This is a genomic window from Crateriforma spongiae (assembly GCF_012290005.1).
Lineage (GTDB): Bacteria > Planctomycetota > Planctomycetia > Pirellulales > Pirellulaceae > Crateriforma > Crateriforma spongiae.
Map to the genome: position 1 here is coordinate 201,644 of NZ_JAAXMS010000005.1, position 22,747 is coordinate 224,390.

General features: G+C 58.8%; 14 protein-coding genes, 1 other RNA gene and 1 pseudogene. 8 read left to right on the forward strand and 8 right to left on the reverse strand.

Annotated elements, in window-relative coordinates:
* Positions 1-12 precede the first annotated feature (12 nt).
* Entirely contained in the window at positions 13-1,119 is a 1,107-nt protein-coding gene (locus tag HFP54_RS14915) for a DUF1570 domain-containing protein (RefSeq protein ID WP_168565736.1), read from the reverse strand.
* Positions 1,120-1,208: 89 nt separating this feature from the next.
* Positions 1,209-2,831, reverse strand: coding sequence for an ABC transporter permease (locus HFP54_RS14920; protein ID WP_168565737.1), 1,623 nt, complete (start codon positions 2,829-2,831; stop codon positions 1,209-1,211).
* Between the two features lie 51 nt (positions 2,832-2,882).
* Here HFP54_RS14920 and HFP54_RS14925 point away from each other — a divergent pair, with 51 nt between their 5' ends.
* Complete coding sequence (locus HFP54_RS14925; RefSeq protein WP_168565738.1) at positions 2,883-4,604, forward strand: ABC1 kinase family protein; 1,722 nt, start codon at positions 2,883-2,885, stop codon at positions 4,602-4,604.
* 208 nt (positions 4,605-4,812) lie between these two features.
* A complete protein-coding gene (locus HFP54_RS14930; protein WP_168565739.1) occupies positions 4,813-6,867 on the forward strand; it encodes a redoxin family protein in 2,055 nt (684 codons plus the stop codon).
* Between the two features lie 153 nt (positions 6,868-7,020).
* Here the strand turns inward: HFP54_RS14930 and dnaX are convergent, their stop codons facing one another.
* The 4 genes from dnaX to HFP54_RS14950 form a co-directional block, all read right to left on the reverse strand.
* Positions 7,021-8,892, reverse strand: coding sequence for a DNA polymerase III subunit gamma/tau (dnaX, locus tag HFP54_RS14935; protein ID WP_168565740.1), 1,872 nt, complete (start codon positions 8,890-8,892; stop codon positions 7,021-7,023).
* 55 nt (positions 8,893-8,947) lie between these two features.
* An RNA gene (gene ffs, locus HFP54_RS14940) (signal recognition particle sRNA small type) lies at positions 8,948-9,042 on the reverse strand.
* Positions 9,043-9,264: 222 nt separating this feature from the next.
* Positions 9,265-10,992, reverse strand: a complete 1,728-nt coding sequence (locus tag HFP54_RS14945) for a hypothetical protein (protein ID WP_168565741.1) — start codon at positions 10,990-10,992, stop codon at positions 9,265-9,267.
* A gap of 993 nt (positions 10,993-11,985) precedes the next feature.
* Positions 11,986-12,735: a gamma-glutamyl-gamma-aminobutyrate hydrolase family protein gene (locus HFP54_RS14950; RefSeq protein ID WP_146413180.1), complete on the reverse strand. Its 750-nt coding sequence runs from the start codon at positions 12,733-12,735 to the stop codon at positions 11,986-11,988.
* Positions 12,736-13,048: 313 nt separating this feature from the next.
* Here HFP54_RS14950 and HFP54_RS14955 point away from each other — a divergent pair, with 313 nt between their 5' ends.
* The 6 genes and pseudogenes from HFP54_RS14955 to nusB form a co-directional block, all read left to right on the forward strand.
* Positions 13,049-14,161, forward strand: a complete 1,113-nt coding sequence (locus HFP54_RS14955; RefSeq protein ID WP_168565742.1) for a 3-oxoacyl-ACP synthase III — start codon at positions 13,049-13,051, stop codon at positions 14,159-14,161.
* Between the two features lie 108 nt (positions 14,162-14,269).
* Positions 14,270-15,004, forward strand: a complete 735-nt coding sequence (locus tag HFP54_RS14960) for a zinc ribbon domain-containing protein (protein ID WP_168565743.1) — start codon at positions 14,270-14,272, stop codon at positions 15,002-15,004.
* Between the two features lie 2 nt (positions 15,005-15,006).
* Positions 15,007-15,690, forward strand: a complete 684-nt coding sequence (coaE, locus tag HFP54_RS14965) for a dephospho-CoA kinase (RefSeq protein WP_168565744.1) — start codon at positions 15,007-15,009, stop codon at positions 15,688-15,690.
* A 301-nt stretch (positions 15,691-15,991) separates the two neighbouring features.
* Entirely contained in the window at positions 15,992-17,512 is a 1,521-nt protein-coding gene (rho, locus tag HFP54_RS14970; RefSeq protein ID WP_146413184.1) for a transcription termination factor Rho, read from the forward strand.
* A 1-nt stretch (position 17,513) separates the two neighbouring features.
* Positions 17,514-17,993, forward strand: a complete 480-nt coding sequence (gene ribH / locus HFP54_RS14975) for a 6,7-dimethyl-8-ribityllumazine synthase (protein ID WP_146413185.1) — start codon at positions 17,514-17,516, stop codon at positions 17,991-17,993.
* A 162-nt stretch (positions 17,994-18,155) separates the two neighbouring features.
* Positions 18,156-18,554: pseudogene (gene nusB / locus HFP54_RS14980) on the forward strand (transcription antitermination factor NusB); the annotation flags it as partial.
* Positions 18,555-18,636: 82 nt separating this feature from the next.
* On the opposite strand, the gene HFP54_RS14985 reads toward nusB, so the two are convergent.
* Both HFP54_RS14985 and HFP54_RS14990 read right to left on the reverse strand, forming a co-directional pair.
* The gene (locus HFP54_RS14985) at positions 18,637-19,854 is read right to left on the reverse strand and encodes an HD domain-containing phosphohydrolase (RefSeq protein ID WP_146413187.1); all 1,218 of its coding nucleotides are present in this window, start codon (positions 19,852-19,854) and stop codon (positions 18,637-18,639) included.
* 177 nt (positions 19,855-20,031) lie between these two features.
* On the reverse strand, positions 20,032-22,719 hold the full coding sequence (locus HFP54_RS14990) for a hybrid sensor histidine kinase/response regulator (protein WP_168565746.1): 2,688 nt from the start codon (positions 22,717-22,719) through the stop codon (positions 20,032-20,034).
* Between the last annotated feature and the right edge of the window lie 28 nt (positions 22,720-22,747).

Consider the following 22,747-nt stretch of genomic DNA (forward strand, 5'->3'; position numbering starts at 1 on the left):
GACGCCGAAAAGCTATCGCACACGTCGCATGTAGCCGACCAAGTCTTCGTCCAGTTCGCGGATCGTTGTTTCGAAGACTTCTTCGATCAATGCCAAACGTTCCTGGGGGCTGCGGGCGACCAGTGGTTTGCCTTCGCTAAGCCGTTGCATGAACTTGGCGTACTGTTCACGACGTGTTTTCAACAAGAAATACGTCAACGCCCAGCTTTCGGCGTAAGCAGATTCGCTGGACCCGCCTCCGCGAAAACGCTTGTCATCGGCCAACAACGTCGTGAGTGACTCCTCCGGCCGTCGCGGCAGGTAACGACGCCAACGTGCCAGATTCACTTCGTTCACCCGACCGATGGTTCGCCAACCACGCGGGTTGCGAAAATCGGGCGCCTCGAAAAACGTTGCCAACCCTTCGCTAACCCACATCGGGTTGTCGGCAAAGCGTGTTTGCAAACCGCTGTTGTACGCCAGTTGATGCGTCGCTTCGTGGATGATCGTGGCAATGTTGCGTTCCAAATTAGGAACGTTGAACGTCACCATTCGATTGCTTTGCAAGTGATAATAACCGATCAGGTTTCGCGCTATTTCGCCGATGTCGGCTTCGGCGTACTTCAGAAACGATGCTCGGTCAGGAAACACCAGAGCGACCAAAGGAAACCGTGGCGGATCGAGATCCAAACCCTGATTTTCCCAGTACGTATAGAAACCGCGATAAAGTTGTTCGAAAAGCCCACCGACGCGGCGCACATAGCCTTCGCTGGTACGGTGTGCGATGACGTAGTGCGTGGTTCGGAAAACGCGAAATCCTTGCGGAAATTCGTCCATCAACCGACCCGCCATCTCCGCTGCATCGATCGGTTTCAACTCCAGATCGTTCCCCTCACGCTCCACAATTGATTCGGGTTGCTGGATATAGATCTGGCCGTCGTCGCTTTGCAACATGACGCCACCGTCACGTGCTTCGACCAAGATTTCACCGCGAATCGTCTCTGTCGACGCATCGGTGCCGTCACCCTTGATGACAAGCGTTTCCACACCCGGCGTCGGTGCGGCAAGCAACCCGACCAGGATGCCAACGACCAAACATCGTGTTGCGGTGGTGCGCTGAATCGTGGTTTGCGGAATCATCGTGTGGTTGCAAATCCCGGTGGGTAACGATTGGGCCGATGAATCGAACGGAAACGTCCGTCCTTGTTGGTTGCCCCCGGCGTCCAGGTCTAGCCTATCACGTCCCAGCCGCCGGTGCGGCGACGACGCGCGATCCAAGTTGCCGTGATCGCCAGTGTCGTTGTCGCGGCCACGTACCAAAACGCCAATGCGGCTTCTTGATACCGGGCACCACTGTGAAGCAGTCCGAACAGACGGGTGGTAACGGTCGTCACGCCGGGGGGGACAACAGGCAACAGGACCGGAACATCGCCGGAGGCCACCACTGCGGACGTGATCCAGGCGGCAGCAAGCACCGGTGCGAACATCGGAATCCAAATTCGAAACACGCGTTCGATCGGCCCGGCGTCCAAGTCGGCTTGAGACCGAATCGTCGTGGACCTGCCCGCCAAGGCCACACGGATGCAGAAATAGGCCACCGGAACGGCTTTGAAACACAGGGCGATCTGCGTCGGTACCAAGGTTTGCTGGTACAACGCACCCAGTCCGGCAATCGGCCACTGAAAGACGCCGATCACTCCCAAGCCGACGATGGGGCCGGGAATCGCGAAGGCCGCCAGACTGATCCCGTCCATGCAACGACGCCGCGTTGGGCGAGTCGCCGTGCCCAGGGCCGCGATGCCGCCGATGATGGTGGATACGGTCGCCGATAATCCAGCGATCATCGCCGTCTGTACGTACTCGCGACGAAACGTCTCCGGTGCAGACGCTAGTCTTTGGATACAGCTGGACAGACTCCACGCGACCTGACGTTGGTCAGCGACCACGGTCACATCGTGTCCTGCTTTCACGATCAGGCTTCCCACCGGGATGACCAAGACGACCAGCATGAACGCGACCAAAATGGCAAGCGAAAGCAATCGTGTCAGACTTCCGCCGGGGGCGTTCGGGCTGGCGAAAGTTTGCGATGCCGAATCATCGCGGTGTGGATGCACCGGACGCCCCGAACGATGTGAAGCGATGCGAAACATCCATCCGCCGAAAATTGCAAGTAGCATCGGAATGAAACAGACCATCATGACGGCCATCGCCGACGGTTCCGCGGCATGGAACAGATAAAATTCGTCGGCCAGCGTGCGAAAGCCGTACAAATCCGCCACCGTCATTTCCGTTGCCGCTAGCATCCCAACGCCCAGCGCGGCAGTGGCGATCCAGGGGGCCGCCATCGGCAGCAACAATAGGAACGCTCGTTTCAACGGGCCCGTGTCCAATCGCGACGATTCCAACAAGACCCCGGGGATGCGTCGCAAACCGATCCAGGTGGCCAGCGCGACGGCCGCTGATCCGTGGATACCATGAACGATCGAGCATGCGATCAGACCGCTGAATTGACCAAAGCGACGGCTGCCGGTTTGCGTCAGCGTCCACCATCCGAATTTGCCGGCCGCGGATTCCCAGGCGGCCGCATGCAGCACCAAGGGCATGATCAGCGACGCCACAGCCACGCCAAGGAACAAGGACGTCACGATTCCCGACGCTCCCATGCGGTACGACCGGCCTGACCCGGACAACCGCTTGATCGCATTCAACCAGGCCGCCCAGCCCACCGGGACACCGATCAGCAGCGCGATCGCGACCGCAGAAACGGCAAGCTCGCACGTCAGCAGGAAACTTCTGGTCCACAAAACGGAAAAGACCACCAAATCGATCGCGAAAATTCGTGGACCAGTCACAATGAAAGCCCGGCCAGCGGCGAATGTATCGATAGCTGACCCGGCAACAACATGCGCATCACGGCGATCCCCCAACTTTACCGAAATCTGCGACGGTGGCGAGAGATTCTCGTTGTGCTGCAGCGGTATGGACTGGCCGATTGGCTAAGCCGTTATCAACGGGTGCCTTTCCGTGACGCCTTTAAGGATCGACGCGGCGTCTCGCTTGCCGAATACAGTCGTGAAGAACGCGTCCGCATGGCGCTGACCGAACTGGGACCGGCATTCATCAAACTGGGCCAGATCTTGGCCGGTCGCCCCGATTTGGTCGGTCCCGAACTGGGCGAAGAACTGAAACGGCTGCGAAGCAACGTAGCGGCCGAGGATTTCGAAAGCGTCCAAAACACGCTGCGGACCGAATTGGGCGACGAATATCAGACGCATTTCCAAACGATCCACGAAACCCCGTTGGCCACCGCATCGATCGGCCAAGTCCACCGAGCCGTCTTGGCCGACGGTCGCAAAGTCGTCCTGAAGGTTCAACGCGCGGACATCGAAAAAACCATTCGACAAGACATCGAGGTTCTGACCGGATTGGCCATGCTGGCCGACCGCGTGGAGGCCTTGGCCGCGTGGGGACCCAGCGACTTGGTCCGCCAATTGGCGCCGATTCTGATTCGCGAACTGGACTTTGGTCGCGAGAAACAAAACCTGCAACACTTCACCAAATCGCTTTCGCGTTTTGATGACGAAGTCGTCGTGCCACAACCGGTCGAACATCTGTGCACACGCCGCGTCTTGGTGATGCAGGAATTGGTCGGCACTCCGATCAGCAAGATTCACGCCGCGCCCGATGGCATCACCGACCCGAGTTGTGATGAACCATCGCCGACGTCCGCGTTGTGTGAAACCATGGCCAAAGTCTATCTGTCGATGGTGTTCGAAGAAGGCTTGTTCCATGCCGACCCCCACAGCGGCAACCTGCTGTTGCTGGCCGATGGACGGTTGGGCATCTTGGATTTCGGAATGGTCGGGCGGATCGACGAAACGCTAAGAGAAACCATCGAGGAGATGTTGATTGCGGTTTCCCATGGCGATCAAAACCAGCTGACACGATTGATCCGGCGCGTCGGTGATCCGCCACCCACGCTGGATGAATCCGCATTGGCAATTGATTTGTCGGATTTCGTCGGCACGTACGGGCAACAAAGCTTGGGCGGGTTTGACATGACCGGCGCACTGAATGACATCAGCCGAATCTTGCATCGCCATTCCATCAAGCTGCCCAACCAGTCGGCGTTGTTGTTGAAGATGATGGTGTCGCTGGAAGGCACGCTGCGTGAAATGGGCGCGCGATTCGATTCGTTGCAGGTCGTCAAGCAATTTGCGCACAAAACCATGTTGCGGCGGATCAGCCCCACCAGGCGAATCCGTCAGGCACGACGGATTTATTTGGAATCCGAGAATTTTGCGCAACTGGCGCCCGATCAGATTCTGCAATTGCTGACCCAGGCCCGACGTGGTGAACTACGAATGACGTTGATGCATTCGCACCTCGGCCCGACCGTCAACCGATTGGTGCTGGGGTTGATGACCAGCGCCGTCTTCTTGGGTTCTTCGTTGATGTTGGCTTTCGAGGTCAATCCGGTTCTGTTTCCCGAAAACCCGTTTCTGGGCTTCACCCGCGTCAGTGTGATGGGACTGACCGGCGTGGTCGGCAGCATCGTCGTGATGCTGCGATTGTTGATGGCGATCAACCGCAGCGGTCATCTGAACCGAAAAGGCGACGACTGAGCGTCGGCTGGGTTTTCAAGCGATCGGTCGGCTTTGCTGCGCTGGGGGGGAGCCCCCTAATGATCAGGGTTTTCGGTGCCCGTCCGGTCAGGTTGGTCTTGCCCGGAAGCCGACATACCGGGCACGCTATCGATTATCTTCGGTTCGTCCCACTGACGGACGTGGAATTGATCATCACCAGCTGGAAATTCGGAAAGGGTTGCACGCGATGAAGTCATGGATTGTGACCGGGTGCGTTATTGTTTCGCTGTGGACTGGCATCCCCGCCGGTGCCGCGACGCCAACGGAAGTCCGCCAGGGACCGCAACCGATCAAACCGGGCGACGTCGGCGTGGGACGACGGGTCGCCGATTTGGCTTTCACCGACATCGACGGCCACACGTATCAACTGAGCGACTGGTTCGGTGGCCCGGAAAGCTCGGCGAATGAATCATGCGATGCAGTGGTTTTCGCGATGACAGGAATCGGTTGTCCGCTGTGCAAAAAGTACGCGCCGACGCTGGCGAAGATTCAGCGTCGATACGCTGGCCGTGGCGTGCGTTTTGTCTTTGTGAATCCGAACCAGTCGGAAAAGATCGCTCGGCTTCGCGATGCGATGGAGACTCATGGCATGGGTGACGTTTACGTCCGTGACGATGATGAACACATTGCTCATGCGTTGGACGCACACACGACGACCGAAGTGTTCGTGATCGATGCGGCTCGGACACTGGTGTATCGCGGCGCCGTCGACGACCAATACGGTTTCGGTTATTCGCTGGACGAACCACGCAAACACTTTCTGACCGACGCACTGGATGCCGTGCTTGATGACCGGCGTCCGTCGGTGTCGGCGACCACATCACCGGGGTGTGATTTGTATTTTCAGACGGATCCGCCTGCCGATGCATCGGCGGGGACGCTGACCTATCACAACCGAATTTCACGGATCATCGCGGACAACTGTGCCCAGTGCCATCGTGACGGCGGTTCGGCTCCATTTGCCTTGGATACCTATTCCAGCGTCATCGACTATGCGGGGATGATCGCCAGCGTGGTCCGACGCGGGGTCATGCCGCCGTGGTTCGCCGCGGATCCGAAACAAGAAACCAATCATGTTCCGGTGACCTTTGCCAACGATCGTTCGCTGGCGGAAGATGATCGACGCGATCTGCTTGCCTGGATCGAATCAGGCGCCGCCGAAGGTGACATCGCCGACGCCCCACTTCGTCACGCCGACGTTCCATCGACACAGTGGCACATTGGAAAGCCCGATTTGGAGGTTCAGATTCCGAAACAGATCCAAGTCAAAGCAACCGGACAGATGCCGTACAAACACACGTTGGTGCGTTTGAACTTGAAGGAAGGCCGCTGGGTACAGGCCGTTGAAATTCGTCCCACCGATCCGTCCGTGGTGCATCACGTGTTGGTGTTCTTAAAGGATTCACGTGACCGCAACGTGGACATCGACGAAGAATCCGGATTCTTGGCGGCGTATGTGCCGGGCAACACGTTCCAACGGTATCCCGAAGGCATGGCGAAACGATTGCCCGCCGGTTCGGATCTGGTTTTCCAACTGCATTACACGCCCAACGGGACCGAAACCAGCGACCAGACCCGCTTGGGGATTCGATTTGCTGACCAACCGCCGCGTCGAGTGGTGAAGAACGTGGGAATCGCCAATCACCGAATCAAAATCCCGCCGGGGGCCGACAACCACGAAGAAACGGCGTCTTTGGTGGTTCCCGCCGACGTCCATTTGTTAGCGGTGATGCCGCACATGCATTTGCGCGGCAAGGCGTTTCGATACGACCTGACGACGCCGGGTGGTTCGCCGCATCGTCTGTTGGACGTCCCCAACTATGACTTCAATTGGCAGTTGGAATATCGATTCAACCAACCCTTGGCAGTGACCGCGGGTAGCCGTATCGACCTGACCGCGTGGTACGACAACAGCGAAAACAACCCGGCCAACCCCGATCCCGGAATGACGGTCCGCTGGGGACCGCAAACAGACGACGAAATGATGTTGGGATACGTGGAGTATTTTGAAAGCGATGAGATTGTCGGTGACTCTGCCGCTGACGACCCAATTGATGTCAATTCGAAGCGATTGATCGCCGCATTTCGCAAAGTCGATGGCGACAATAGCGGGACGATCACTCGGCAAGAGTTTCCGAGACCTTTGTTGTTCGGCCGCATCGACGCCGACGGTGATGATTTGCTGACCAGCGACGAGGTTCTGGATGCCGCCGAAATCATTTTGCCGTTGTTGGGCAGATGACCTTCGCGAATTGATCCCATCACCGTCTTTCGCTGCGCGACAGTAGCGAAGAACCAAGCCCGAGCGCCGTTCCCTTCACAGGCGCCTGCAAGCAAACACGCGGGAACTCCACTCGGTGGAAGCTGGCTTGGAACGGGCGACAAAGACCGTCCGCTATCGACGGGGCGCATCGTTGCGGGGCAGGTCGATCTTGGTGACCTCGGCGCTAAAGACTTCTTTACAGGATTGCACCAATGGATTGGCTTCCACTTCGCGCATCCACTGCACCCGCGACTTTTGTGGTGCCTTCGCCACTGGTTTGTCTTCGGCGACGGCTTTGGTCGAAGCTTTGATGATGATCTGATGATCGCGTCCGGTCAGGCGGCGTAGCGATTCGATGATTTCTTGCCGGTGCACGGGTTTGTCGCACCGTCCCATTGCCAGACCCGCCTTTGCGGGAAACGTCATCACGACCTGGCCCGAATCATCAATGCTGACGTCTTCGACCGACGTCGCCAGCGTTGACGTCATCGGGTCCATGTCCTGCAGCGCCCTCGCCCACAACTCTTTGCCGCTCAGGCTTCCGGCCGGTACCGGTGGGCTAGCCGTGGCGACGGCAGAAGCAGCGGCAACGGCTGTGTTGGATTCCGTTCGACCCAACGATTCACCGTCGCTGCCGCTGACCGGTGACGATGCGACATGGGCATCGTCAATCCGTGCCGCGTTGGCGGCGGGAGACGGCGTTGGACCCGTATCCGTTGAAGTGGAATCAGGACTTACCGCGGGGGCTTTTTTTTTTGATTCGGCTGCGGATGAACCCGATGCCTCCGGTTCAATCGATCGTGTTGTCGAAAGACGTGCGCCTTCGGGAAGCGTCTTGGCGGCTTCGGCCAAATCAGCGATCGATTGCAGATCCGGAAGGTGACAAATTTGTATCAACGTTGATTCCAACAACACTCGCGCGTAAACGCTGTGTCGGATTCGGACCAGTGTGTCGTCGATCAGCCCGACGACGGCCAAAACCGTTTGCAATCCCCAGCGTTTGCCCAATTCCGTCAGTTCGTCGTACAGTCCTGCCGACGTGTGACGCAGCATGGATGCTTCGCAGCCCACCGTGACGGCCATCAGATCACGGAAGTAACCCAACAACTGTTCGGCCAACCGTCCCGCATCGACCCCCTCATCGACGGCAGCGTCCAGCTGTGATAGCGCCGATGCTGCGTCACGAGCGGCCATCGCGGTAGCCAGCGCGTGCAAGCGTTCGTCGTCCGCGGTGCCCAGCATTTGGTGGACGGTTTCGGCGGTCAATTGATCGCCGCTGAACGACAGCAACTGCTCCAACAATGACTGGCTGTCACGCATGGAACCGGCCGCACGTCGGGCGATCAATTCCAAAGCGGTGTCATCCGCCTCGGTCCCTTCGGCGGCACAGATTTCTTTCAACCGCGCGACAATTTTGCTGACTTCGACCGGTGCGAAATCGAATCGCTGGCACCGGCTGAGTACCGTGATCGGAATCTTTTCCGGATCCGTCGTGCAAAAAATGAACTTCACATGCTCGGGCGGTTCTTCCAGCGTCTTCAACAACGCATTGAAGGCCGCTTGGGTCAGCATGTGGACTTCGTCGATGATGTAAATCTTGTATCGCGATCGGCTGGGCCGGACGCCGACGTTGGCACGCAGACTGCGAATCTCATCGATTCCACGGTTGCTGGCACCGTCAATTTCGATCACATCGACGTCTTCGCCCGCATCGATGGCCTGGGCGACATCGGTTTCCTGGTCGGGGTTTCCGGTGGGGCCGCCGGGATCGTTCAACGCTTTTGCAAAGATCCGCGCGGTGCTGGTTTTGCCCACCCCACGGGCGCCGGTGAACAAGTACGCGTGTCCGACGCGGCCAGTTTCGATCGCATTGACCAAAGCCCGACCGACGTGATCTTGGCCCACCAGTTCGTCGAACGACTTGGGGCGATAACGCCGCGCGACGACGACGTATCCGTCTTGCGATGCGGCGGACGGTGGATGCTGTTCGGATGAATCGGACATGCGTGGCGCGTCGAGGGGATCCGGACAACAACGGGAAGAAGTTGAACGACTGACCGGTGGAGGCGACCTTCACACAAAGCTACACCGCTTATGGCTGCTCCAGTTAAGGCCTGACCAGGTTCACGATTCACAATCGCAAAGGCCGCCACCATCGATCAGTCGTTCCATGCATCGGTCATCCGGAGGGCTCATCGGACGACGTTCCGCCGGCCGCCGATCCATTGTCTTTGTCGGCGGGCTGACGGGACGGTTGCCGTGATGGCGGGCAAGCGTGTTGCCTGCGCCGCGTCACTCAACCGTCAAACGGTATCTTGGCCGCCGGCGACCGATGTTGCAAGGCACGCGCGGCGTCCGATCATTCCATCGAAGCGATCAGCTTCGTCGTCGACCGCGTTGGTTTCCCGACTTGCCGCCGTTGCCACCACGACCCCCACCGCCACGCGAGGGACGTTTGTGGTTTTCGATGTTGGAATCGACCAGCAAGTTGACCGTGTCCAGCCAAGTCGGCACGTTGCGGCGACGTGGTGCCGATTCGTCATCGTCGGACGAATCATCGTCGCGGGACCGCCGGGAATCTTTCGAGCGTTCCGAACGATCATCGTCGTTGTCGCGGCGTCGACGTCCGCGTCGCGACCGGCGTTGGCGAATTTCTTCGACTTCCGCGTCGTCTTCGTGATCGTCGTCGAACGCATTGGCTGGCAGATCGTCGTCATCGGAATCACGATCGGCGCGGACGTCGATTTCGTTGTTGTCCGTGTCGCGTTGTGAACGTCCGCGACCGCCGCGGCGCCCCCGGCGTCGTGAACGTCCGCGTGGGCGATCGTCTTCGTCATCACCGGATGAAATGCGAGCTTCGGTTTCCGAATCGTCGTCATCGTCGACCAATCCGAAGGCGAACGATTCATCATCGTCGTCTTCTTTTTCGCGGCGTCGCGACGGGCGATTCTTGCGACGCGACGATCGGCTGGTTTCTTCGTCGTCATCGACCGCGGCGGATTCGACGTTTTCGCCGCGTTCCATCCGCTGGGCGTCTTCTTCGCTGATCCGCTGGCGTTGACCACGACGGCCCCGGCGTCGACGGGGTGATCGGTCATCGTCGGATTCATCGTTTGCGTCGTCACCGGAGCCCGATCGTCGTCGGACTTGCGGTTCGTCACGCGAATCATCCGAATCTTCGTCCCGGTCGCGGCGTCCGCGTCGTCGTGTGGATCGACGTCCACGCGGTGCGTCATCGGAGTCGTCTTCGCTGCTGTCCGTGACAGCCGATTCAGCGTCCACATCGACGACCGCTTCGATGTCGTCGGACGAATCATCGTCGTCATCATCGAAATCGTCTGCGTCGATCAGCCCCATTCCAAAGGCATTGCCGCCGGACTTGCGTTTTTGCGGAGGTTTGGATGATTTGCCGCGGCTGGACCTTTCGCTTCGGCGGGACCGGCCACGTGGCTCGTCGTCGCTGTCGTCTTGCGATTGAACCGGAGCGTCGGCTTCGGGCGGGACTTCGATCCCCAGTTCTTCCGCCAAGCCTGACCAAGCTTCGTCGCCGGACGAGTCGTCCGCGTCGGTGTCTTCGGCAACCGTCTTGGCGGACGCTTCGGCATCATCGACTTGTCTGGCAAGCGGGTTGTCGTCTTCGTCGATGGGACTAGCATCACGTTTCAGCCGACCGGCGCTGTCCCGTCGATCGTCGCGACGTGGCGATTCTTTCATCGACTGGGAAAACAGATCATCGGTGCGTTGCTGGGCTTCGTCACGCGTGCTGCTGCCGAATCCGGGCAAGACGGCCGGAGGTTCTGGTGCGGTCAGTGCGTCCAGAATGGTTTCCGGATCCACATCGACGTCGGATTCGTCGGCCGGCGAAGGGTCTGCCGGCGATTGAGCGACGGGGTCGCCACCGGGCGCGTCCGCGTCGTCTTGTTCGTCGGTCGACTGCACCACGTCGTCTTCGTTAACGTCGGCTTGGTCGGCGGGTGGTTCCGCTTCATTGGCGACGTCCGACGGTTGGTCGTCTTCTTGCTTTTTGGCTTCTTCTTTGGGCGGCTCCGCCGCGCCAGGGGTTCCCAGCAAATTGGCCAGGAAGTTCCAGTGATCGGATTTCATTGATTTTTTTGTCGGGTCAATTCACGCCGTCGCGGAGGGGCGGGATCGGCGTCCGTCGAAGGGGCGACGGTTTGGGTTGACGGAAAAGTGTTTCAGGGGGTCGAGCCGATGGGCGTTGGGGCGTCCGAGGCATCGGTCGCGTCGGAAAGACCAACCAGAATCGATTCCGCAATTCGTTTTCGATCCATCGATTTCTGCATCGGCTGCTGTGTTGGGTTGCTGCTGTGTTAGGTTGCCGGGCGTCGCCGGCGACTGTGACATTGATTTTGGGGGACCGGGGGGCGTGGCCGTCGGGCGGACGCCGTGGGTGTTTGTTGGTCCGAGCCATCGGTCGTCCGCGTTTGCGGGCAAACCCTGCAGCGCCCGTATCTTATACCGCTTTGGGCCCCTACCGACAGATCTATGCAGGCGGTTTGGCACGAAATCAGCTATGCCGGCTACCAATTGCACAAAATGACGGGGGCAAGTGGCACCCGATGCCAGGGGCGAGTGGCACCGAATGCCAGCGGGCGGCCGCAACGAAACGGTGGCTTTCTCCGCCGCGATCCCCCGTGTCCCTACAGACCGAAAGGCCAAGCGTGCACCAACTCAACGCACGCTTGGCCTTGTCGTGAGACCAAATCCTTTGGTTTCATCCGCACCTGTTGTCCCATCGTTTTGACCTGCCGCGATCCGTCGGGCGTTCTTTCAGCATCCTGCCGAAAAGGTCGTCGGTTGTTTCCGTGGATCTTGGCGTCGGCCGCGGGGGCCGGCGTCATTCCTGAACTCGATCCGCTGCGATTCCGTGCATCCGGGTTCAACCGATGGTGTGAGAGACGAACAGGTCCACCATCCTTGATGTTTGCGAAAAACGGTGTCGGTCCACGGCCGGTTCTGATGGTCAGGCGGCCGCAAAAAAATCCGCGTTCGCTGCGTCGGCGGGCGTCGCAAAGCGAAGCGATGCATCGTCGTTGCGGCGGTTCAAGGGGGGCAACCGCCACACGTCTTTCTCCGTTAGGCGACCAAACGCAAGCGTTGGTCCATTGATTCTTTCACGCCATCGACGAATTCTTCGAAGATGCGAATGTCCAAGGCGGACGCGGCGGAGCACTCGGGGTGGAACTGGGTTCCGATGGCGAACCAGTCCATCATTTCGCTTTCGATGGCTTCGATCACGCCGTCGGGGCAACGTGCGGTGACTCGGAATCCTGGGGCGACTTCGTCGATTGCCATGTGGTGTCGGCTGCTGACGCGGATTTCACCGTCGCCATAAACGCGTCCCACCAGCGAATCGCTGACGACGTCCAAGGTGTGGCGGTGGTTGGCGTCTTGGGCGTCAAAGTGCGGGACGGCATTGGGCAGGTCTTCCTTGATGTCCAAGAAAAGGTTGCCGCCCTGTTGGATGTTCAGCAGTTGCATGCCGGTACCAATTCCCAACACGGGCATACGGCGTTCGGCGACTTCGTTCATCAACATGCGGTCGCTGGCTTCGCGAGCCGGGTCCAGCGGCCGGACGCTGGGATGCAGCATGAAACCGTCGTTGCGGGGGTCCAAGTCGCCGCCACCGATGAACACAAAGCCATGGACGCCTTGCAGCAAAGCGTGCACACTATCCAGATCGTCCAGGGGCGGCACCACCACCGGTACGCCGCCGGCTTTCAAGATTGATTGGAAGTAGCCCGATGCCAGATAGGCGTAGGCCGGTACGCTGCGAGCGGCAGCACGGAAATCCGCATTGATTCCAATCAACGGTTTGCACGACATCCGAAGGGTCCTCTTTCAGATTCAGTGATTTTGGGAGGCCGTCGCAGGATCGTCCCGCGTTCCCTGGCCACGAGCGTGTTTTGCCTTGCCGGCGACTCGTGGGCGTGAAACTAGATAGCGAAGTCCAGTTTTTCGTGAAGAACCTACAGATTCCCGGATTTTGCCGGTGCTAGCACTAGCTGTGGTGATAGCAAAGCGGTTTTTTGATAGCAAAGTCGGTGGGGTCGCAGCCTCGGGTGGCCCCGTTGGGTCGGGCTTACCCATTAGGGTGATTCCCCTAATCGACTGACACACAAGGACTTAGGAACGATCGATGCGATTCGACGACGTGTGCTTGGAAGCGATCGGTGCGACGATTCCCGATGAAATTTGGTCAAGCGAGGATATTGAACGACAATTATCCCCGCTTTATCAGCGTTTGCGGCTTCCCGAAGGTCGCTTGGAATTGATGAGCGGGATCGCCCGACGCCGCGTCTGGCCCGCCGGAACCGTGCCCAGCGGCCCCAGTATTCGGTCGGCCGACGCCGCCCTGACCGCTGCGGACTGGGACCGTGGCCGTGTGGGATGCCTGATCCACGCCAGCGTTTGTCGCGACTTTTTGGAACCCGCCACCGCGTCCCGCGTGCATCACGAACTGGGGCTGCCGCCACAGTGCTGGGTCTATGACGTCTCCAATGCCTGCCTGGGGTTGATCAACGGGGCCGTCCAGATCGCGTCGCTGATTCAATCCGGTGCGATCGAGTCGGGGATCGTGGTGGGGACCGAAAACAGCCGTCCGTTGTTGGAATCGACCATTGCAACGCTGAACGCCGATACGTCACTGAACCGCAATCGCATCAAGCCCGCGTTTGCTTCGCTGACGATCGGATCGGGCAGTTGTGCTTGGTTGCTGACGCATCGCAACCATTCGCGGTCCCAGACACGATTGACGTCCGCCATCGCGCGGGCGCACACGGAATTCAATGATCTGTGTCGCAGCGATCACGATACGGCCGGCGCCGGTATGCAACCGCTGATGGAAACCGATTCCCAGCGGTTGATGGTCGAAGGGATCGCGACGGGCGCCGCGGCGCTGAAAGACTTGTTGCAGGACAGCACTTGGTCGGCCGAACAGATCGACCGTACGGTGTGTCACCAAGTGGGATCCAAGCACCGGTTGTTGATGCTGGAGGCGATGGGATTGTCGCCCGACAACGATTCGGTCACGTTCCCCTTTTTGGGAAACACCGGTTCGGTGGCTTTGCCGTTGACGCTTGCTTCCGCGGTGGTCAACGGCGACATCCGTGACGGTCATCGCGTGGCCATGTGCGGGATCGGTTCGGGAATCAACAGTGTGATGATCGCTGCCGACTGGGGGGAAACGCCTGTTGCCGGTAACTTGGATGCGTCGTCCGCCGACCAGCGCCCGGTCGTTGCCGCCGAGTGACGCAATCAGCCCGACCACGAGTGTATCGAGTTCCCCTTCATTCATCCATGAAACGTGCCGGCGTCGTTCCCTTTTCGTCGCCCATTTGTTTCACCCGCTAAGACCAACATGTCCCAATCCAAGCCGATCGAAGTCCCCCATACGCTGTTGCGTACGCTGCACCGCATCCAGGAACAGCGTACCGATTTGAACGGCGCGATCGGGCGTGTCCCGCGGCAAATCAAAGCCGCCGAAGCGTTGGTGACCACGGCAAAAGCCGCCGTCGATGCCGCGAAGGAAGAACTGAAAAAGGCTCGCTTGAACGCCGATGAAAAACAGCTGCAATTGCAAAGCCGCGAAGCGCACGTGGAACAATTGCAGGCCAAGTTGAACACCGCCGGCAGCAACAAAGAATTCAATCTGCTGAAGGATCAGATCGCCGCGGACGTCCAAGCCAACAGTGTCCAAAGTGATGAGATCTTGGAAACGTTGGAACAGATCGATGTGCTGGGCGAAAAGTTGTCGGCCGCCGAAGCCGAGTTGGAACAGCAAGAAAAGCAATGCAGTCAACGCGTCGCGGAGATTCATGAAAAACAGGAACGCCTAAACGAAAACCTGGCCAAGGTCAACGAACAATTGGCGACCGCCGAAGCCGAGTTGCCCGCCAGTGTGAAATCCGACTACCTGCGTTTGACGGCCAGCCGAGGCGACGAAGCTTTGGCACCTTTGGCAACGGATTCATGTGGCGGTTGCTACCAAACGTTGACCACACAAACGATCAACCGGCTACAGCTTTCGCAATTGACGCATTGTCCCAACTGCAATGCGATCCTTTACATGCCCGAAGACCTGCGGGTCCGCTAGCGATGATCATCTTGGGGTTGGTCGGCAATCCGGCCAGTGGCAAATCGGCTGTGGGCGAAGCCGTCCAGCAATGTGGCGCGCCGTGGATCAATGCCGACTTGGTTGCCAAGGAAGTCTTGGACGCGCCGCCGCAACGTGCCGCATTGCGACAAGCGTTCGGTGACGACGTCATCGCATCGACCGGTCCGATCGATCGTGCCAAGCTTGCCGGGCAAGTTTTCGGTGACGACCCGGCCAGCGTCGACAGGCTGCGTCGACTGGAATCGATCGTTCATCCGGCCACGCGTCAGCGGATCCGCCAGCAGTTGGTCGACCTTGCCGTTGACCAGACAACGATGTGTGTGTTGGAAGTCCCGCTGATGTTCGAATCCGACTGGGACGTCGTGTGCGATGCCATCTGGTGTGTCGACGCGCCCTGGTCACGCCGGTGCCAGTGGGCAGAAAAACGTGGATGGACCCCCGATGAATTGCGGCATCGCCAGGACAAACAGTTGTCGATCCAGCAGAAGGCTCGCCGCAGCAACTGGCTGATCCACAACGACGGCACGCTGGACGATCTGCGAAATCGAGTGGCCCGCCGTCTGGTCCAGTGGTCCGGTCGTCCGTCCAGTGATGTGACTTGGCCGATCGAAGTCAGCCGTTGGTTCGATCCGGCGTCCGCACGGTGCCATTTCGTCCGGCCGTAAAGGCGGATCGGGCATACGGTGGGGCATTTCGCTGGATCGGCTGGGGAACTTCATGGCAACGCTGTGGGGAGCCGCCGACGGAATGGATTCCCTTACCGTCGCGAGTGTGGCAAGCAAACGTTTGCAATGACGAATAATTGCAAACTGCCGGTCCGTCCGCCTCGGACTTGCGTTAACCTAAATGGTCTTACCCCCACACCGCGTCGTCATCGATCGACGCCGGCCTTTTCGCTTTGCCGAACCTACTTTTCTACTTTCCCTGCCCTCCTTTTTGCTTTGGCGTGGCCTAGCGCCATTCATCATGTCATCGAATCGGAATTCCCCGCTGGGTGGCCGTCATGGATCTGGCAATCACCACCATGGCGGATCAGATCGTGCGCGCGACGGCCGCAATCATCGACGCGACCGCGCCCGACACCCGGACAAACAAATCGATCGTCGCATCCGCGAACTGGATGCGGAAAAAGATCCGTTGTCGTTGCCGGAAGAAATCGTCAGCGAAGCCACCAAGACGGGCAAACGTGTCGGCATCCCCGATGCCAATGAACCGCACCCCCGCACCAACATCGCCGAACTGCAGCGACTGGACATGGATGTGCTGGTCGGCATGGCGTCGGACGACGGTTTGAAAGACATCGACGGCTTGTCCAAGCAGGATTTGATCTTTCGCATCCTGAAGGAACGAATGAAGGCCGGCGGGCTGATGTTCGGCGAAGGCACATTGGAAATCTTGCCCGACGGATTCGGCTTTTTGCGCAGCGCCGAATACCACTACGTTTCTTGTCCCGACGACATCTACGTTTCGCCAAGCCAGATCCGTCGCTTCGGATTGCAGACCGGCAGCCACGTTGCCGGCCAAATTCGTCCGCCGAAGGAGAACGAGCGATACTTTGCGTTGCTTCGCATCGAAGCGATCAATCGTCACGATCCGATGCGTCGCAACCAGCACACGTCGTTCGATGATTTGACGCCGTTGCATCCGAATTCTCGGATCATCATGGAAACCGCCGCGGAAGACCTCAGTACTCGCGTGGTCGACATGCTGACGCCGATCGGCTTTGGGCAACGAGGGCTGATCGTCAGTCCCCCGCGGGCCGGTAAGACCGTGTTGATGCAACAAATGGCTCGATCGGTGCTGGCCAATTATCCGTCGGCTTATGTGTTCGTCTTGTTGATCGACGAACGCCCGGAAGAAGTCACCGACATGGAACGTGAGGTCCGTGGCAGCCAGTGTGAAGTCATCAGCAGCACGTTCGATGAACCACCACAACGTCACATCCAAGTGGCGCAAATGGTGATTGAAAAAGCCAAACGGATGGTGGAAACCGGTGTCGACGTGGTGATCTTTTTGGATTCCATCACACGACTGGCGCGGGCACACAACAGCGAAGGCGAAACGACCGGCAAGCTGTTGACCGGTGGATTGGATGCCGGTGCGCTGCAAAAGCCAAAAGCGTTTTTCGGTTCGGCGCGTAAGGTCGAAGAAGGTGGCTCGCTGACCATTCTGGCGACCGCCCTGGTGGATACCGGCAGTCGTTTGGACGATGTGATCTTTGAAGAATTCAAAGGCACCGGGAACCTGGAAATCGTTTTGGATCGCGCGCTGGTCGACCGTCGCGTTTGGCCGGCCATCGACATCGCCCGCAGCGGGACGCGACGCGAAGAAATGTTGTTGGACGAAAACGAATACCGACGGATATCCGCCCTGCGATCGCACTTGGCCGATCTATCGCCCGCCGATGCGATGAAACAGTTGATCAGCCAATTGCGGAAAACCCAAAACAACGCCGAATTTTTGATGGGACTGAAGAATGTCGACTGAGATGACGGAGATTCACGGCGGTGACGGCAACTTGCCCGACGGGACGATCGTGATCGTCGCCAGCCGCTACAACGCATCGATCTGTGATGCCTTGGTGACCGGTGCCGTCGAAACGCTGCAGGCGGCCGGTTTGGACAAGAACACGATTCGTGTCGTGCGGGTTCCGGGCGCTTGGGAATTGCCGCTGGCGTCCGCCAACGCGGCCGATGATGAATCGGTATTGGGCGTCGTCGCCCTGGGGGCGGTGATCGAAGGCGAAACCACCCACGACCAACACATCAACCGCGCGGTCAGCGACGCGCTGATGGATCTGGGGCTTCGGACTGGAAAGCCGATCGGATTCGGTTTGCTGACGTGCCGTTCGCTGGAACAAGCGATCAATCGCAGCGGCGGAACCGTCGGCAACAAGGGCGAAGAAGCCGCCGGCGCGGTGATCGAAATGTTGCGTTTGGCTGAAAAAGTAAAAACCGCCGCCGTTTAGTCGCTCGCCGCTTGGACAAGTGGCTGCAAACCGATACGGTGTGCGGCCCGCCGTTACCGAATGAATCGGCCAAGCCTTTGGCAAGCAAACAGGTCGCCACACCGATCGGTGAACGTGCCCCACTTCCTTCGACGTCTTACCCGCTGAACCAATCCACCTTTCATGTCCACCCGCCGTCGATGTCGTGAAATCGTTCTGCAGTTGTTGTACGAACACGACCTGGGCGGCACGCGAACGCCCGAGGCCGCTCGTGCGTTCATCAAGTCACGGTTGCAGGGCCGAAAGGCGTTGACCGACTTTGCCGATCGGTTGTTGTCTGGAACGCTGAAGCACCGCGACCAGATTGATCGCCAATTGTCGCGGTTGTCGACCCATTGGACATTGCCGCGGATGCCGGCAACCGACCGCAACGTGTTGCGTTTGGGGGCGTACGAAATCCTGTTCGGCGGGACACCGGGTCAGGTCGCCGTCAGCGAGGCGATCTTGTTGGCCAAACGTTACGGGGACCGCAACAGTCCACGGTTCGTCAACGGCGTCTTGGACCGGCTGTACAAAGAACACATCGGCCAAGTCAAACCGGCCGTTGCACCGGAGACCGGCGGGGCCCAGGCGGTTGATGGTCACGCCGACCAGGGACCGTCGGCTAATCCTGGTCTCTCAGATTCCGCCAAGCTTCCATGATCAGCTTGCCGCTGGCAAGAAACGCATCCAAGACGGCGGGATCAAAGTGTTCACCGCGTCCTTCTTCCAAGATCTTGATGCTTTCCACCGGCGTCAGGGCGTCTTTATAGCTGCGTTTGCTGGTCAACGCGTCGAACACGTCGGCCACCGCCACGATGCGGCCTTCGATCGGGATGTCTTCGCCGCGCAATCCGTAGGGGTACCCACGTCCGTTCCATTTTTCATGGTGCGTCGCAGCGATCACTGACGCCAAGTCCAGAACCGGTGATGTGGTTCCGCCGGACATCGCGTGCTGGATGGTGGCGGCTTCGCTGGACCCATCGTGCTCGATCGGTTTGATGATCTGAACACCGATTTGGCAGTGCGTCTTGATCACGTCGTATTCTTCGTCGGTCAGCTTGCCGGGCTTGTTCAGGATGGTGTCGGAGATCCCGATCTTGCCCAAGTCGTGAAGCTGAGCGGCCAGTTCCAAATCACGAAGCTGGTCTTCGGTAAAGCCCAAGGCCTTTGCAATGATCGCACTGTAACGCCCCACCCGCATCACGTGACGGCCGGTCATGTCGTCGCGGTATTCGGCGGCACGGGCCAGACACTGGATCGCTTCCAATCGTGATCGTTCCAAATCCGCCGTGCGTTCGCGGACTTGGTGTTCCAAGCTGTTGGAATAGTCTTGCAGGAAGTCCGAATAGACTTTGGCCGCTAAGACGTTTTCGATTCGCAGGATCAATTCACTGGGGTCGACCGGCTTGGCCAAGAAGTCCGTCGCGCCCAATCGCAGTGCCATCAGTTTCGTGTCGCCGGCCGTTTCCGCCGTCAACACGACCGTGGGAATGCGTTTCAGCTTGGGATCCATTCGCATCGACCGCAGGATCTGCAGGCCGTTGACGTGGGGCATGTTGATGTCCAACAACACCAGGTCGGGCGAATGAGTGTGCGCCTGGTTGATCACGTCACGCGAATCGGTCGTGGTGACGAAATTGGTGAACCCTTCGTCTTCCAGATACGTCTGCACCACGTCGACGTTGATCTCTTCGTCATCGACGATCATCACGCAGGCGTCTCGCGGCGCGTGTTCGATCAACAGATCGTCGACGTGCGGCATTTCGATCGAACCGTTCGAAACGGCAGCCGGCATCATTGCGGCAGCCAAGTTCGATTCGGTAATGGTCGACGTGCTCATTCGTTCTTTTACTATCAGTGTTCGTTTGACTGCCCTGGGTGCTCGTCTTGAGCATTGCTGTGGGTAGCCCGGCTCCCCGATTAAACCCTAGGTCAGAACAAGGTGTGTCCGATTTTGGACGGCGTTGTTTTCGGTTTCGTGCAAAAGGTGTGTCGGTTTGTGCGGTGTTTAAGGTCTTTAGCGGGGGGGCGTTTCGGCGGCTTCCGCGGGGTCCGTGGCCGGGTTTTTCCGCGGGGTGACGTCCAGTGATAAGTCCAGCGACATCATTTCTTCTTCCGTCATTGCCCGACGAGATCGCGTCGGGGTTTTCCGCGCGGGTGTCGCTTTGACGGAGGATCCTTCCGGCGCCGGTGCGTCGGGGCCGACGACACGTGACGCCAATGTCTTCAGGTCGCGGATCAGCGATTCGGCGGATTCGATATCGCTATCCTTGGCACACTGTTCCACTTGCGCGACGACCTTGGACACCGGCATAAAACCACAGTTGGCGCTGGTTCCCTTCAGGCCGTGAGCAAGCGATCGCAAGGATTCGGCATCCTGATCGCGGCACGCTTGTTCGATCGCATCGACCGACGCGTTCAAACGATCGGTGAATTTGCGAACGATGCCTTGGAACTTGGGATTGGCCATCGGCAACGTGGTTTCGATCGGGCCGGTGGAGGCCATGATGTCGCTGTGGTCGGCGGCCTTGGATTGGATCTGCGAATCCGAATCGGTCGCCAAGGGTGTTCCCTGAGCAACCGCGGGTTCGGCGGGTGTGACAATTTCCTTGCGTCGGGTGATGCCCAGTTCGGCGGCAATTTCGCTGAGCAAGCCCAACAGTCGGTCGATGTCGATCGGCTTGGTCAAGAAGTGCGAACACCCGGCTTCGAAACACTTGTCCGCATCGCCCTGCATCGCATGGGCGGTCAACGCAACGATGGGCAACGTCATGCCCGCTTTCCGCAGCGTACCGGCCGCGGTGTATCCATCCATGACGGGCATTTGCATGTCCATCAGGATTGCATCGAACGATTGTTGGCTGGCCAGATCGACCGCTTCTTGGCCGTTGACGGCCGTGACGAAATCGACCCCCGCTTGTTCCAAGATGACCGAGATCAAATCACGGTTTTCTTCGCCATCGTCGACGACCAATAGGTTCAGCGCCGGCAGATGTTCGATTCCAGCATCGGCACGGTCGTGGTGCATGTCCAAGTCGTCCAACGTCGGTTCGATGCGATCGACGCCTTGGATATCACCGACCGCGACACGCACGATGAACGTGCTGCCCACGCCGATTTCGCTTTCGACGCGAATGTCACCGCCCAGTGCTTCGCTGAATCGCTTGCTGATCGACAATCCCAAACCGGTCCCGCCGAACTTGCGCGTCGTCGACGAATCGGCTTGGCTGAAGGGATCGAAGATCTTTTGCATCGCCGAATCGGAAAGCCCGATGCCGGTGTCTTTCACACGGAACTCGTACAGCGGATGCGGTCCGGTTTCATCCAATTGCACTTGGATAGTCACGCCACCTTCGCTGGTGAACTTGATCGCGTTGCCCGTCAAGTTCAACAAGACTTGGCGAATCCGTGACGGGTCGCTGTGAATCGTCGCCGGGATCGGTCCCAGACATTCGAAGTCCAGTTTCAAGTTTTTCTTCTTTGCGGGCGCCGACAAGACCTGCAAAACATCGCCGACAATCGTGTGCGGATGGCACTCGATCGATTCGACTTCCATGCGACCGGCTTCGACCTTGGACAAATCCAAGATGTCGTTGATCAGCGACAACAGGTGTGACCCACTGGCGTGAATCGTGTTCAGGTATTTCTGCTGCTTGGTCGGTTCGCTTTCGATGCCGCGACGCAGGATATCGGTGAAACCCAACACCGCGTTCATCGGTGTACGAATCTCGTGGCTCATGTTGGCCAGAAAGGAACTTTTCGCCTGGTTGGCCGATTCGGCGTGTTCTTTCGCCAGATTCAGTTCACGCTTGGTCTGTTCCAATTCGGTCACGTTGGAAAAGCTGATCAGCATCCCGCGCAGTTGATCGCCTTCGTCGCGAAACACGCTGCATCCGACGGTGAAGATCGATTGGATGTGGTCGCGGATCCGACAACCCAGCACGATGCTTTGGTTGATTTCTTCGCCGTCAATCGCACGCACCCAAGGCAACTGTTGTTCATCCAGTTCCGCTTCCAAGTCCAGGCTGTCTTCGTTTTCGTGCACCAAGAACCACGGCAACTGGTTCAGTCGTTTGCCGATCAGTTCGTCCACCGATCGGCCCACCGAACCCGCGAACGATTCGTTGGCCAGAATGATCCGCTGGTCTTTGTTCACCAACAGGACGCCGTCGGCCATCTTCGAATATGCTTCGCGAACCCGCTCGGGCGCCACGTTCTTCGCATCCACTTGCCGCAGCATCAGCCACAGGTATCCGTTGAACAACAGACACGACAGCACACCGACGACCGCAACCAATTGATAATGCGGATGGGATACCAACGCGGCGATGCCCGCTTGGCGGACGGGCTGGAACGTCAATTCCAATTGGCCCCATTGTTCGTCCTGGCCGGTATGCAGCGGCACATAGACTTGGCGATCGTCGTTTTGCGTCAGATTGCGGTTCCACAGTTGGTGGTGTTCGCCGACGCTGACCACCAGTTCGCCGTCACTACGGCGAAGCCCCGCAGACAAGACGTCGTCATTGCGGTTGGTGATGGCTTCCAGCAATCGCTGCATCTGTTGCAATTCGCGTTGCAAAATCAGGGGACGCGTTTGCAGAGCCAGTGATTCGCTTAGGGCGCAACGACCCTTCATGACGGTCATCTGATGATCGGGCAGGATTCCAATGGCCAACGCCATCAGCATCACGCTGACCACGATCATGGAAAGGCCAAACGATAACCGCGCCCGT